Annotated in this window: 11 protein-coding genes; 4 read left to right on the top strand and 7 right to left on the bottom strand. The window is 71.7% G+C overall.

The window, feature by feature from the left end:
* Nucleotides 1-20: 20 nt before the first annotated feature.
* On the bottom strand, nt 21-782 hold the full coding sequence (locus O3X23_RS04275) for an SIS domain-containing protein (protein ID WP_269269738.1): 762 nt from the start codon (nt 780-782) through the stop codon (nt 21-23).
* Between the two features lie 117 nt (nt 783-899).
* On the opposite strand from O3X23_RS04275, the gene O3X23_RS04270 reads away from it, so the two are divergent.
* Nucleotides 900-1,592 carry a metal-dependent transcriptional regulator gene (locus O3X23_RS04270; protein WP_269269737.1) on the top strand — a complete coding sequence of 231 codons (693 nt, stop codon included), beginning with the start codon at nt 900-902 and terminating at the stop codon, nt 1,590-1,592.
* Nucleotides 1,593-1,905: 313 nt separating this feature from the next.
* Entirely contained in the window at nt 1,906-2,781 is an 876-nt protein-coding gene (locus tag O3X23_RS04265; RefSeq protein ID WP_269269736.1) for an alpha/beta fold hydrolase, read from the top strand.
* Between the two features lie 33 nt (nt 2,782-2,814).
* Here the strand turns inward: O3X23_RS04265 and O3X23_RS04260 are convergent, their stop codons facing one another.
* From O3X23_RS04260 to O3X23_RS04245, 4 genes are all read right to left on the bottom strand, one after another.
* Complete coding sequence (locus O3X23_RS04260) at nt 2,815-3,516, bottom strand: hypothetical protein (protein ID WP_269269735.1); 702 nt, start codon at nt 3,514-3,516, stop codon at nt 2,815-2,817.
* Between the two features lie 13 nt (nt 3,517-3,529).
* The gene (locus O3X23_RS04255; RefSeq protein WP_269269734.1) at nt 3,530-4,423 is read right to left on the bottom strand and encodes a hypothetical protein; all 894 of its coding nucleotides are present in this window, start codon (nt 4,421-4,423) and stop codon (nt 3,530-3,532) included.
* 88 nt (nt 4,424-4,511) lie between these two features.
* Entirely contained in the window at nt 4,512-5,855 is a 1,344-nt protein-coding gene (locus O3X23_RS04250) for a putative T7SS-secreted protein (protein ID WP_269269733.1), read from the bottom strand.
* Nucleotides 5,852-6,151, bottom strand: coding sequence for a hypothetical protein (locus O3X23_RS04245; RefSeq protein ID WP_269269732.1), 300 nt, complete (start codon nt 6,149-6,151; stop codon nt 5,852-5,854). The genes O3X23_RS04250 and O3X23_RS04245 overlap by 4 nt, the downstream gene beginning before the upstream one ends.
* 253 nt (nt 6,152-6,404) lie before the next feature.
* Between O3X23_RS04245 and O3X23_RS04240 the strand changes: the two genes are divergently transcribed.
* A complete protein-coding gene (locus O3X23_RS04240) occupies nt 6,405-8,594 on the top strand; it encodes a protein kinase domain-containing protein (protein ID WP_269269731.1) in 2,190 nt (729 codons plus the stop codon).
* A gap of 101 nt (nt 8,595-8,695) precedes the next feature.
* Here the strand turns inward: O3X23_RS04240 and O3X23_RS04235 are convergent, their stop codons facing one another.
* Nucleotides 8,696-13,240 (bottom strand): FtsK/SpoIIIE domain-containing protein, encoded by a 4,545-nt coding sequence (locus O3X23_RS04235; RefSeq protein ID WP_269269730.1) that lies wholly within the window; start codon nt 13,238-13,240, stop codon nt 8,696-8,698.
* Nucleotides 13,241-13,772: 532 nt separating this feature from the next.
* Nucleotides 13,773-14,015, bottom strand: a complete 243-nt coding sequence (locus tag O3X23_RS04230; RefSeq protein WP_269269729.1) for a hypothetical protein — start codon at nt 14,013-14,015, stop codon at nt 13,773-13,775.
* A 51-nt stretch (nt 14,016-14,066) separates the two neighbouring features.
* Here O3X23_RS04230 and O3X23_RS04225 point away from each other — a divergent pair, with 51 nt between their 5' ends.
* On the top strand, nt 14,067-14,396 hold the full coding sequence (locus O3X23_RS04225) for a hypothetical protein (RefSeq protein ID WP_269269728.1): 330 nt from the start codon (nt 14,067-14,069) through the stop codon (nt 14,394-14,396).
* Nucleotides 14,397-14,411 lie beyond the last annotated feature (15 nt).

The raw sequence follows: 14,411 nt of genomic DNA, 5'->3' as shown, positions 1-14,411 counted from the left end.
GCGCCCCCGGACGCGCGGTTTCAGTGGCGGAAGAAGATCCGCGAGCCGTACTCCTCGAAGATGCGGCCGTTCCAGTCGTGTCCGCCGTCCACGTTCCCCGAGCGCAGCAGCGGCGGCGTGATGCCGCGCCTGGCGAGCTCCGCGACCGCGGTGGCGACGACGGCCTGCATGAGGGCGCTGGTCACCACGGTCGAGGCCGGGGCGAAGGGCGCCGGGACGTCGTCGCGGACGAGTTCCGCGTCGCCGACGGCGATCTTCGAGTCGAGCACGATGTCGCAGTGGTCCTTGAGGAAAGTGCCCGAGACGTGCCGGGACTTGGTCTCCTTGGTGTAGGCCACGGAGGTGACGCCGATGACCGTGAGGCCGAGGGCGCGGGCGTTCTGCGCCATCTCGACCGGCAGGGCGTTGCGCCCGGACAGCGAGATGACGATGAGGACGTCACCGGGTTTGGCCGGGCTGGTGTCGAGCACGGCGCCCGCGAGGCCGTCGACCCGCTCCAGGGCGCTGCCCAGGGTCGCGGGCATGACGTCGATACCGACGGTGCCGGGTACGACGAGGAGGTTGACGACCGCGAGACCGCCGGCGCGGTAGACGACGTCCTGGGCGGCGAGCGAGGAGTGCCCGGCGCCGAAGGCGAAGATGCGGTTGCCCGCGGCGACGGCATCGGCGATGGCCCTGCCCGCCGCTGTGATACCTGCGGACTCCTCGTCCCGTACCCTCCGGAGGAGGGCGATGGCCGCATCGAAGTATTCGTCGGCCAGATCGTCGCGGGGCTCACTCATGCGGATCACCGTGCGGCCAGGCTGCCGTCGCTGTCAAGAATCCCGCGCCGGGGCCGGTTGTCGGTGGGATGCGTCAGAATTGGTGCAGGGCCACGCACTAGCTATTGAGGGGCGCGCATGTCCGGACTCATCGACACGACGGAGATGTATCTCCGCACCATCCTGGAGCTGGAAGAGGAGGGTGTGGTCCCCATGCGCGCCCGAATCGCCGAGCGGCTCGATCAGAGCGGCCCGACGGTCAGCCAGACCGTGGCGCGCATGGAACGCGACGGCCTGGTGCACGTCGCGGGCGACCGCCACCTGGAACTGACCGACGAGGGCCGGCGGACGGCGACGCGCGTGATGCGCAAGCACCGGATCGCCGAATGCCTGCTCGTCGACGTGATCGGCCTGGAGTGGGAGCAGGTGCACGCCGAGGCCTGCCGCTGGGAGCACGTCATGAGCGAGGCGGTGGAGCGCAAGGTGCTGGAGCTGCTGCGGCACCCGACCGAGTCGCCGTACGGGAACCCGATCCCGGGTCTCGAGGAGCTGGGCGAGAAGGCCGAGGCCGACCCCTTCCTCGAGGAGGGCATGGTCAGTCTGGCGGAGCTGTCGCCGGGCCCGGCCGGGGCCAGCGTCGTGATCAAGCGGATCGGCGAGCCGATCCAGACCGACGCCCAGCTGATGTACACGCTGCGGCGGGCCGGTGTGCAGCCGGGCGCGGTGGTGAGCGTGACGTCCTCAGCGGGCGGGGTGCTCGTGGGCAGCGGCGGCGAGGCCGCCGAGCTGGGCGCCGAGGTCGCTTCGCACGTCTTCGTGGCCAAGCGGTAGGACCCGCGGTTTGTCCTGGTGGGAAAGGGCGGGGCCCCGGCGCCTGATGGCGCCGGGGCCCTCCTCCCCTTGTCCCTCCCCTGGTGGTGCTCCCCTCGGAGGACCCGGAACCCCGAGCTTCCCGAGTACTCCGCGCGACCGCTTCCCCTTCACATCGCGCCCCGCAGGAGATCTCCCCTCGGCTGCGGCGGTCAATCCTTGAGTGATGTCACTCGAAAGAGCGATGTTGTGAGTTCCGACCGTCTTATCGAATGAAAGTTCGATAACGTAGGCACCTGAACGACCCGACCAGTTCGTCAGGGGGGTGCGGCACATGATCCGACGTATCGAGGTGACCGGAGCGGGCTCCGTCCGGCTCGCGGCCTGGGATTATGCCGCCGACGCCAAGGAGGACGGCCCCGCCGGGCCCGGCGTCCTGCTGCTCCACGGGCTCATGGGCCGGGCCTCCCACTGGGCCGGCACCGCCCGCCGGCTCGCCCCCCGCTACCGTGCCATCGCCCTGGACCAGCGCGGCCACGGGCGCAGCGACAAACCCGAGGGTCCTTACAGCCGCGAGGCGTACCTCGCCGACGCCGAGGCGGCCGTGGAACAGCTCGGCCTCGCCCCCGTCACGCTCGTCGGGCACTCCATGGGCGGTCTCACCGCCTGGCAGCTCGCCGCCCGCCGCCCGGACCTCGTACGGGCCGTCATCGTCTGCGACATGCGTGCCGCGGCCCTCGGGGAGGCGAGCCAGCACGACTGGGAGTCGTGGTTCGAATCCTGGCCGCTGCCCTTCGCCAGCCTCGCCGACGTGCGCAAATGGTTCGGTGAGGACGACCCCTGGGTCGATCCTCCGCGCCCCGCCAGGGGCGACTTCTACACCGAGATCATGGAAGAGCGCGGTGACGGCTGGCGGCCCGTCTTCGCCCGCCGCCACATGCTCCGCTCCCGTGCCCCGTGGATCCTGGACGCCCACTGGGAGGAGCTCACCCAGGTCCGCTGCCCCGCCCTCGTCGTCCGCGGTCTGGAGGGCGAACTGGGGCGTGCCGAGGCCCAGGAGATGGTCCGCGTCCTGCCCCGCGGCAGCTACGCCGAGATCCCGGACGCCGGCCATCTCCTCCACTGGGAGCAGCCCGCCGCCTGGTACGAGACGGTCGAGCGCTTCCTGGAGGAGTCCGCGATACCCCGGCAGCGGACCGGGACGACCTGACGGGGTCGACGGTCGGCAGAGGGGCTGGAGACGTCAGGAGCCCTCCGCCACCCGCTCCTCCGTCACCCGCTCCTCCGCCGCCCGCTCCTCCGGCGGTGTGAAGCTCACCGTGCGCAGGATCGCGACCGTCATGTCGCTGATCTCGCCCCAGTAGTCCACGGCGGCCGTGTCGAGCGTGAAGACGGCGGTGAACGGGCCGGTGGGGAACGGCACCCAGACCTGGATCTGGCCGGTGAGCAGCGAGGCGTCCTCGCCGGTCGCGGTCATCTCGCCGCCGATGGTGATCTCGCGCATGGAGACGGCGGAGACGGCCGGACCGCACGGGAGGTCCAGCCAGCGCGCGTCGTTGAGCGGGTCGCGGGTCATGATCTCGCGCAGTCCCAGCGCCGCGACCTCGACCGACGGGTGGTCGGACGCGACGGCGGAGACGGTGAACGAGCAGTGCGCGATGCCGCCGTCGTCGATTCCGAACAGGCCCATCGCCGAGAAGGCCAGGCCTCCTTCGGTCATCAGCTCGGCGAGGCCCGCGTAGAAGAGCGCGGCCGGCGTCCACAGGTCGTCGTCGCCGTTGGGGAACAGCTCGCGTACGAAGTCGGCCGCGCCCGCGGCGCGTTCCTCGGGGGTGGCGGCGATCGGGAGGGGGTGGAAGCCGTCGGGGACGACGAACCACAGGGGAGGGATGTCCGGGCCGTCGAGAGCGGTCGGGACGGAGGGAGATATGTCGGAGATGCTCATGGAGTCGTGTCGCTCACAGGTCGCCGGGTCGGGGAGGCGCGGGCGCGCCCGCGTCGTCCATCAGGATCGTGTGGGTTTCGAACAGGCCCTTGCCGAGCTTCGCCGGGACGCGCGCCTCGACCTGGACGATGCCGCTCGGGAGCACGGTGAGGACCGGGGCTTCGGCGTTCGGCGGGAGTTCGCCGAGGAAACGGGCGACGCGCTCGCGCTGCCCGCCGGTCAGCTGCTCGTCCGTCAGCGTGCGGACCGTGCCGTTCAGATGCTGGACCACCTTGGCGGCGTTGTCGGCCGATCCGGCGGACACCCGGACCCAGGATCCGTCCGCGAAGGTGATCACCAGGTCGGCCTTCGTCTCGGCGTACTCACGGCGTTCCGCTTTCGCGATCCGCTCGCGCGGCGCCTCCCAGAGCACGTCCGCCGGAGCCGTGACGGACGCGATGCCGAGGACGACCAGCCGCCGGTCGGTCACCACCGCGTCGGTGCGGTAGCCCTTGGCCTGCCGGGCCGGGTCGAGCTGCCACGGCAGCGTACGGGCGGCCGTGCCGGGCGCCGCCCACAGGACGGGGAAGTCCTCGACCTCGTTCTCCGGGTCCTGCGGGTCGCCGCGCAGGGCGACGTCTCCGAAGGGCGAGCCCGGCGCGCCGCCCGCGTTGGAGATGAGGTTGAGCAGCAGCGGGATGCCCAGCCAGGCGGCGCGGCCGGCGCGCCGCGTCGCCTGATCGGTGCCGCTCCGGAGGGTGAACTCCGGTCCGGGCGGCCAGCCGGCGGCCACGAGCTCGGGCTGGATGTCGTGCCGGCCGGTGTCGCGGTACCACCGCGAGCCGGAGACGGGCGGGGCCATCCCAGTCGCGAAGCGCAGTGTGGTGCGGAACAGCGAGGCCTCGCCCGCGTCCGGATACCAGTCCATCGTCTCGCCGTCCTCAGTGCTTTCGCGCTTGCCGGTCAGTGGGGGGGGTGCTGCCGGTCAGTGCGCGGTGGGGGGGCTGTGCTGTCGGTCAGTGCGCGGTGGCCGCCTGGTTGAACCGGTCGCCCGGGTGGAGCGCCTCGCCGATGTGCTGCGGCACCGACCACAGCTTCGGCGCGATCTTGATGCCTGCGTCGATCCCGCGCCCGAGACCGGACATCGGGTTGATCGCCCACTTGCCCTTGCTGATGAGATCCAGGCCGCGGGTGCCGAGCCACTGGCCCTTGGCGTAGTTCTGCTCGGCGACGAGGCCGAGCCGGCCCATCGTGCCCTCGGCCTTGATCAGACCGCCGCTCTTGAAGCCCCACAGCCCGATCGTCTTCCCCTTGACGGTGAAGCTGAGGGCGCCGGCCACCCGGTCGCCCACACCGACGATGTTGCGGCTGATCGTCGTCACACCGCGGAAGCCCTCGCCGAGTTCGGCCGCGCGCCCGGCCGCCACGGCTCCGTCGGCGACCTTGACGCCCTTGGAGAACGCGCCGAGGCCGGGGACCGCGCCGAGCGCGTCCAGCCCGATGGACATCCAGCTGACGTCCGCGCCGGCCGCCTTGGCGACGAGATGCGCCACCAGGGCGAGGGCGCTGGTGGCCACCGCCGCGCCCGCGAAGATCGCGCCCAGCGGTTCGAACGGGGCGGTGATGATGGCGAGCATCCCGAGGATGCCGCTGAGGTCGCCGAGGATGTCACCGATCAGCTTGATCATGTCTGCGTGGTCCTGGACCCACTTGACCGTGTCGTTCCACGCGCCCTCGACACCGCTGACCATGCGGTGGAAGAGGCCCGGCTTGTCGGGCGCCATGTCGCCGGCCTTGTCGAGGTCATGGCTGACGGCCTGGGCGGCCCGGGTGAAACGATTGTGCAGTTCCTCGGCCCGGTGCCGGACACCCTGCAGGGCGGTGTCGGCGTCGGTGACGTCCTTGTGCTTCTTCTTGTTCTCGTCGGCGGCCGTGGGGGTGGGGGACGCGCCCGGCTGGGGGTGCGGGGTCTCGGTGCCGCTCGGGGTGGCCGTGGGGGCGGAGCCCAGGGCCCTCTTGGCGCCGTCGAGGGTCTCCTGCTTGGTCGAGGCCTCGCGCTCCAGCGCGGCGGCCTCGTCCTGGAAGCCATGCAGTTGCTCGGCCCAGTTGCCGATCGAGGTGGCGGCCCGGCCGAAGGAGTCGTGCGCCTTCTTGATCAACGGGGTGACGTCCTGGGATATGTGCCGGCTGAAGGCCTTGGCCGCCTCGCCCTTCCAGTAGCCGCACTCGATCTGCTGCAACTCGTTGACCGTCGTCGACAACTCGGTCGTCAGATCGCCCAACTGCCGGGACAGGGAGCGTGTCTGCCCGACGTCACCCGGTGTCGGATCGAACCCGAGGTGGGGGAAACTACGGGTCACGAGCACTTGCCTTCCGGCTTGAGGGAGTTGGCGAGCTGCAGATCGGCGTCGTCGAAGGTCTTGCCGATCTGATCGATCATCTGGACCGCGGTGTCGGCGTGCTCGCCGATCTGCTTGACGCCGTACTTCCACTCGTCCGCGAAGTCGTGCACGTCGTCGATGAGTTTGGGCGCTCCGACACCCTCGCCGTTGGCGTTGCCCATGGTCCGGCTGACGGCTTCCATACGATGCGCGATGGTGGAGAACGTTCTGCGCAGATCCCCCATCACGGTTCCGTTGATCTGCAGATCACCCATGGTTCACCCCGTTGCTCCATTGCCTCGCACGCATCTGCCGATGGGTGCGACGTCACCTGTGTGGCTGATGGTTCCCCACCCTACGCACGGGCCGCGAGGGGAAGGGGACCACATCGGCCGCGAGAAAACCGGCGCAATAGGCTGCCACGTCGGGGTGACCCGACGTCACGGATGTGCACACAGGAGACGGGGGTGGCTGTTGATGCAGCCATTGGAGCCGGAAGACCCGCAGAACCTAGGGGCATACCGCCTGTTGGGACGACTCGGCGCAGGCGGCATGGGGCGGGTCTACCTCGCCCGGTCGCCGGGCGGCCGGACGGTCGCCGTGAAGGTGGTCCGGCCCGAACTGGCCGAGGACCAGCAGTTCCGTACGCGGTTCCGGCACGAGGTGGAGATCGCGCGGGCGGTTTCCGGGGCCTACACGGCGCCCGTCGTCGACGCCGACACCGAGGGCCGGCTGCCGTGGCTGGCGACCGCGTACGTGCTGGGCCCGCCGCTCGACGAGGTGATCGAGCAGCACGGCCCGCTGCCCGAGGCGTCCGTGCGCGCGCTGGGTGCAGGGCTGGCGGAGGCGCTCGTGGTGATCCACGGCGCGGGACTCGTGCACCGGGACCTGAAGCCGTCCAATGTGCTGCTGGCCGCGGACGGGCCACGGGTGATCGACTTCGGTATCGCACGTGCCGTCGACGGCGACCGGATGACGAGCACGGGAGTGGTCGTCGGCTCACCAGGTTTCATACCGCCCGAGCAGGCGGTCGGCGAGGTGGCCGGGCCGCCGGGGGACGTCTTCTCGCTGGGCGTGGTGCTGGCGTACGCGGCCACCGGCCAGCAGCCGTTCGGGATCGGTACGGCTGCCTCGCTCCTCTATCAGGTGGTGCACGGCACCCCGAACCTGACCGAGATGCCCTCCTCGCTGCGGCCGTTGGTGCTGGCCTGCCTGCAGAAGGACCCGGCGCAGCGGCCGACTCCGCAGCAGATCAGCGAGGCACTGGCCCCCGCCGGAGCCGCTGCCGTGCTGCACAACTGGCTGCCGGGGCCGGTCTCCTCGACCATCGCGCAGCACGCCTCGCGGATCCTGGACCTGGAGACTCCCGCTCACGGGACGCCCGGAGAAACGGTTCCGCACCGTACTCCGACCACCTTGGACGGGGCGGCGCTGGAGCCGGCGGCGGGTGGTGCGGGCACTGCTGGTGGTGCGGGTACTTCCGGCGCTACGCGGGTGTCCGGTGCTTCCGGTTCTTCCGGGATGCGCTCCCGCCGGGGGTTCCTCGCGCTCGGCGCGGGCGTCGCGGTCGCGGCTGCGGGCGGCGGGGCCGTGTGGGCGTTCGGCGGGAAGGACGGCGGTGGTACGCCGAAGCCGCCGCCCACGACCGGCGGTACGAAGACCTCGGCCAAGGCGTCCGGGGCGGCGCAGTGGCCGGGCGGCGCGGCGCAGGCCCTGTGGTCGTACACCGGCACCGCGTTGAACTCGGATGCGCCGCTCGTCGTCGAGGGCTCCGTGGTGGTGCCCGCCGACCCGGTCGTCGCCCTGCTCGAACAGGGCGGGAAGCAGCGGTGGTCGGGGGACAAGGTCATCGACAGGTACGCGCGTCTCGTCGTCAGCGGCGGCTCGGTCATCGGCCTCGACGAGTCCTCGGACATGCTCGCGGTGGACGCCCGAAGCGGCCAGGAGGCCTGGCGCTACACGCCCGCGCCGTACCAGGGGATCGAGACGCTGCTCGCCGCGGACGAGACGGCCGTCTACTACATGGGGTCGCACTCGGCCGAGGACTCCCTGCACGGCCCCGCCATGCTCATCGCCGTGGACACCGTGACGCGCAAGGAGCGCTGGCGCCAGCAGCGGGACGCGGGAACGCTGAGCAACGCCGTCGAGGGAACGGTCTCCGGCCGCTACCTCGTCTACGCGGACAGCTCGATGAACGTGACCGTGCGGGACACCAAGGACGGCCACCAGGTCTGGACGAAGAAGCTGGGCGACAAGTCCGGATCGGTGCGCCCGGTGGTGTCCGGTGACACGCTCTACCTCTGCGGGAAGCAGCTCAGGGCACTCGATGTCGCGACGAGCAAGGAGAAGTGGACCGTACCGGCGGGCAGCGACGCCTACTTCGGGTCGCCGGTGGTCGCGGACGGCGTCGTGTACGTAGGGGACACGCACACCGGTATCCGGGCGCTGAACGCTTCCGACGGGAAGCGCATCTGGATCCGCGAGATCTACGCGTCGACGTCGACGGGATCATCACCTGTGCTGACCGATCGCGGTGTGTACGTGGCGAGCCAGCTCAGCGGGGTGGGTGTGTTCGCCCTCGACCGGAAGGCCGGGAACGTGATCTGGAACTTCCACACCACGCTCACGGACGACATCGCGGACTGGCGGCTCGCCGCGGGCAAGGACGTGGTCGTGGCGTCCGCCGGCGGGCAGGTGTTCGGCCTTCCGGCGATCTGAGGTCCCGTCCGGGGCCGTGGGGCGCCGCCTGAACGCCGCCGCGTGCGGCGGCGTTCAGGAAGCCGTCCGTCGGGCTCCGGTGGGTGTCCGTCGGCCGTTCGTCAGGCCAGCGGGACCGTCACCGTGCGCGGCTCGCCGTCGCCCAGGTGCAGCAGGGCGCGGCCGGGGGTGACCTGCCCGCCGGCGCTGCTGCGGGCGAGGCGGACGCCGATCAGCTCGCCGCTCATCGTCTGCTGCGGGGAGAGCAGCGCGCCGCGGCGGGCCTTCTTGGCGTCGACCTGCCAGCCGGAGAAGCCGGAGCAGATGTCCTCCTCGCTGCCCGCCAGCACGAGCGCCCGGCGCAGGTCCGTGCCGCGCGCGATGATGTCGCGCAGTACGTCCTTGGCGTCGATGTCGCGCAGCAGCTCGGCGTCGTCGAGGAGGACGACGGCCGGGCTCTCGCCCGCCGCTTCCAGCGCCGTGGTCAGATCCTCGGCGGACAGCTCGCTCTCGGTGAAGACGCCCAGCACCCCTTCGGTGCCCACGAGGTCGCGCAGCGGTGAAGGCCGCGGTGCGACGACGATGATGCGCGCGCCCTGCCGGAGGTAACTGCGGGCGAGCGACAGCAGGACGGTGCTGCGGCCGGACTTGCCGGGGCCGCCGATGACGAACGCCGGCAGGCCGTCGGACAGGTCGGGGCCGTAGCCCGTTATCTCGTCGCCGCCGACGCCGACCAGTCCCCACAGGGGGGAGCGGGCGGCGTCGGTGTCGCGCATCTCCCACGCGTCGTCGAAGGACAGCCTCGACGGCAGCACGTCGACCTTGAAGGGGCGCCGCGAGCGCGGCACATCGGCGTCCCGTTCCAGGACGGCCGCCCCGATGGCGGTGATGGCGGCGGCCTGGCCCTGCCCCGACGCGTCCGGGTCGAGCAGCGCGACCTGCGTCTCGATGCCGGACTCGGCGCGGTAGGCGCGGCCGGGGGCGATCTCGTCCGGGACCTTGCGGGGGTTGACGCTGATGAGGGAGAAGTCGGAGCGGTCCGAGAGCCGGAACGCCATCTTGTCCTCGGTGAGGGTGGCGATCCGGCCCGCCATCAGGGTCCGGTCGCCGGTGATGATCACGTGGATGCCGACGCTCGCGCCTTCGCGGAGCATCGTGAACAGGTCGTCGGTCAGGGCGCCGTGGTCGAGCTCGCCGAGCGAGGGCAGCCACCCCTCCCAGCGGTCGAGCAGGACGACGATGTGTGCGAGCTGGTCCTCCTCGGGGACCCCGCCGCGCTGTTCGCCGATGTCCGCGTAGCCGTCGGCGGCCAGCACCTCCTGGCGCCGCGTCATCTCCGCCTTGAGGCGGCCGATCAGCCGGATCGCGCGTTCGGTCTGCGCGCGGCCGACGACCGCGCCGCAGTGCGGCAGCCGGGACAGCGCGTTGAGCGCGCCGTTCCCGCAGTCGATGCCGTAGATGTGCACGTCCCGGACGCTGTGCGTACGGGCCAGCGAGCCGGCGATGGTGCGCAGCAGCTGGGAGCGTCCGGAGCGCGGGGCGCCGGCGACCAGCAGGTGGCCGAAGGTGCTGAAGTCGATGGCGACCGGCCGCCGGGCCTGCAGCGCCGGGAGGTCCTCGATGCCGTACGGCGCGGGCGGAAGCGCACCCGTCGCCGCGGGTACCGGCAGGTCGTCGAGGAGCAGGGTGTCGGGGAGCGCGGGCAGCCACGGGCTGTGCTGGGGCGGGATGCCGAGCCGCTCGTTGGCTTCGCAGACCGCCTCGACGAGCACCTTCAGGTCGGTGATCTCGTCCTCCTCGCCCTTGGCGCCCGCGGGGCGCCGCGGGACGGGGCGGCCGAGCTGCGACCACTCGATCAGGCCCACCCAGGGGGCGACGACCGCCGGATCCACGGCGCCGGGGCGCCGGCCGCCGACGCGTCCGGACTGGAACGGCACGAGCGAGGTCGCGCCGAGCCGGACGTAGGCCCGGCCCGGCGTGGACTTGGAGATGGTGCCGGCGTCGGGGGCGTCGATGACGTCGGACGATTCGCTGGCGTCGGTGACGCGCAGGGCGATGCGGAGGTTGGTGTTGGCGCGGATCTCGGGGGAGACGACGCCGGAGGGGCGCTGGGTGGCGAGGATGAGGTGGATGCCGAGCGAACGGCCGCGCTGGGCGATGTTGACCAGGCCGGTGACGAAGTCCGGCAGCTCACGGACCATCGAGGCGAACTCGTCGATGACGATGAGGAGCCGCGGCATCGGCTTGAGGCCGGGCTGCCGCTTCATCAGGTCCGTGTAGTCCTCGATGTCCTTGGCCCCGGCCTCGGCCAGGATGTGCTCGCGGCGCTTGAGTTCGGCGCCGAGCGATTCCAGGGCGCGCTCCACGAGGTGCGCGTCCAGGTCGGTCACCATGCCGACGGTGTGCGGAAGTTGCACACAGTCCTTGAACGCGGAGCCGCCCTTGTAGTCGATGAGGACGAACGTCATCGCCTCCGGGGTGTTCGCGACGGCGAGCGAGGCGACGATGGTCTGCAGCAGTTCCGACTTGCCCGAACCGGTGGTGCCGGCGATGAGCCCGTGCGGGCCGTCCTTGCGGATGTCGATCGCGAACGGCCCGTCGTAGGACTCCCCGACGACCGCCTGCGTCGAGATGGGGCTGATCCGCCAGCGCGCGGCGATCGCGTCACCGGTCGGCGGTTCCAGCTCCAGTACGTCCAGCAGGCGGCTGGAGCCGGGGATCGCCGAGTCCTCCGTGTCGCCGCTGATGTCGCGGATGGGGGAGAGGCAGCGGGCGAGCCGCGCGCACCAGGCGGCCGACACCAGATCGGGGCGGACCTTGCGGAGCCGTGCGGCGCTGCTCTGGTCCACGCGCAGCCGGAACGAGCCGGCGGCCGGCTCCACGGCGGTGGCCGTGGACGCCTGACTGCCCTCATACCAGGCGTTGAGCGACGGGAAGCCGCCCTGCTGGGGCGCCGGTTGCCCGACGGGCGCCTGCCCCTGGGCCGGGACCCGGTTCTGGCTCGGGCTCTCGCTGGGCGTTTCGAACTCCGCGATCACCACGGCCTGGCATTCGCCGGGCAGGAACCGCTCCTCCGAGTCCAGGCACAGCGCGTACATACCGACCGCGGGACCTTCCCGCAGCAGGGCCACGACGCCCGGCAGCGACCGCAGGCGGCGTGATCCGTCGAAGACCACCACGATGTCCGGGTCCTTGAAGAACGCGGCGTGGTTGGCGGCGCTGCCCGCCTTCTGCTTGGCCTTCTGCCGTCCGTCGAGTATCGCCGTCAGCTCGGCGATCCGGGCCGCCACCGTCTCGGCGTCCGTGCCGAGCAGCGCGCTCGCGTCCTGACCGTCGGTCGGCCGCGAGTGCGGCAGCCAGCGCACCCAGTCCCAGCTCTCCTGCCCCGACGCGTCGGTCAGTACGTAGAACTGCACGTCCATCGGGCTGTGCAGGGCCGCGGCCTGCGCCACCGCCCACCGGCCCATCGCGCGCACGCTGTCGCCGGGCGCGGCGAACCCGATCACGCCGAGCCGGCGCAACTCGACCGAGACCGGGGCGTCGTCGATCTCCCAGGCGACGTGCCGGCGGTGCTCGTCCTGCTCGGGATCGTCCAGCACGACCTCCGAGGGGAGCTTCGCGGTGCCGACGCGCAGCAGCAGGTGGTCGTTGTCGCTGCGGCGGCGCTCCCAGAGCCGGGTGCGCGGCCCGGTCGCGGTGTTGAGCACCGTAGCCGGGTCGGGGGACGCGGCGGCCCGGTCCTGCCGCTCGGCCTGGAGGGCTTCCTGCGCGTCCTTCTCGATGCGCTCCTTGTGAGCGCGGTACTCCGTGACGGTCTTCGTGTGCGACTTGCGGCCGTTCTTCTTGTCCATGAAGTAGTTGCCGATCATGACCATCGGACTGACCACTGCCATGAGCAGGTACATCATCCGGTGCATCATGAACGCCATCGTCACGGACATCACCAGCGGCATCAGCGCCATCAGCCACGGCAGCGGACGGGTGGGCACGTCCCCGGGGGGCGACGGCAGCCGGAACAGCGTGGTGCGCTCGGGCGGCAGCATGCGCGGCGGCCGGTTGTAGTCGAGGGTGCTGCCGTCGTCGCCGGGGTGCAGGGCGGCGTTCGGCGGGATGTACGGGCCCAGTTCCAGCAGCGAGTTGCCGAGCGCGATCTGCTCGCCCAGCGGCCAGTCGCGGGTCTCGCCGTCGATCGTGACCTGGCACGTGCCGCCCATGCCGACGGCGAGGACGGCCGCCCGCTCCGCCAGTTCCGAGTCCTCTACGCGGATCCGGACGGACGTGCCGCGCCCGATCTCCACCCGGCCGATGCCCAGCCGGTGCACCGCCCCCGCGTCCGGCCCGCCCGCCACCCGCAGTTCGACCACGCCGGCCGGCTCGCCCGGCAGGCAGCCCGCCGGGTCGTAGAGACTCACGACCGCGCCCTCGCGCAGCGGCGACTCGGCCACGGTCCTGGCGGGGTCCACGGCGTACCCGTCGACGTACAACGCCGGCGATCCCGGCTGCCGGGCCGTTCCGCCGCTGATCGAGATGATCGCCGCGCCGTCCCCACCGACCTGCCGGTCCAGCTCCCGCGCGATGTCCGCCACCGTCGACGCCGCGTCGGCGTCCAGCACGACATCCGCCCGGTTCCCGCCGAGCGGATCCACCACGGTCAGTGTCAGTCGCACGATCGTCCTCCGGGGCTCCGATTAAGTCATACGGACGATATCCGCCCCACGAGCCCCAGCGGCAGCCGCGCCGGGGGTACGAGTGCGCTGCGCCGCTGGTAGGGCAGTCGGAAGGTTGGTCCACAGAAAGTTATCCACAGGCACATCCGGGAGGAGAGAAGGACGGGCCATCATCAGTGCATGACCTCGAACCCAGTCTCCCCGCGTACCCGCCCCCGCACCGCTCGCACCTCTCCTCACGATGGCCGCACCCTGGCGCACCTTCGCCAGGACGGCGTCGCGACCGTCTGCCAGCTGCGCGCCCTCGGCGTGACCAGCGGGGCCCTTGCCCGCCGCTGCCGTCCCGGTGGTCCGTGGCAGCGGCTGCTTCCGCGTACCTACCTCTTTCACAACGGCCCGCCGACCGCGCGGCAACGGGTCAGAGCGGCGCTCCTGTACGCGGGTGAGGGCGCGATGCTCACCGGGCCCGAGGCGTTACGGCTCTTCGGCCTGCGCTACATCCCGCCGCTGCCGGGGACGCATGTACTCGTCCCTACAACCGGTACGCCGGCAGCCGGGACTTCGTCACGGTGCCGCGGCCCCGCAACGTCGCCGGCTTCCCCACCGCGCCACTGCCGCGGGCGCTGGTGGACACCACCCGGCTCGGCGCCGATCTCCAGCAGGTCCGGGCGGCCTGCGCCGAGGCGGTCCAGCGCGGCCGCTGCTCCGTCGAAGCCCTCACCGAGGAGATCCTCGGCACCTCGGCCCGCGGCATCGCCCCGATCCGTGCCGTCATACAGGAGCTGCTCGCCGGAGTCCGCTCGTCTCCAAGGCCCAGGCCCGCGAAGTGCTGCGCACCGGCGGTCTGCCGGAACCACTCTGGAACGCCACCCTGCTGCTGGCCGACGGCACCTTCCTCGCCACCCCCGACGGCTACTGGCCGGACACCGGCGTGGTCCTGGAGATTGACTCCCGCGAGTACCACCTCAGCCCCGCCGGCTGCCACCGCACCATGGACCGCCGCAACCTCCTGTCCTCCCACGGCCTCCACCCCCTGGCCTTCACACCCGCCCAACTCCGCCACACCCCGCAGGACGTGATCCGCCACGTCGCCCAGGCCCTGACGACGTACGAGGGCTGCGCCCCGCCGCACATCCGGGCGGTGCCGATCGGATAGGTGTCGGAAGAATGC

Source organism: Streptomyces sp. H39-S7 (genome assembly GCF_027158205.1).
GTDB lineage: Bacteria > Actinomycetota > Actinomycetes > Streptomycetales > Streptomycetaceae > Actinacidiphila.
Note: the sequence above shows the minus strand (reverse complement) of the source record. Positions and strands in the feature narration are given on the sequence as shown.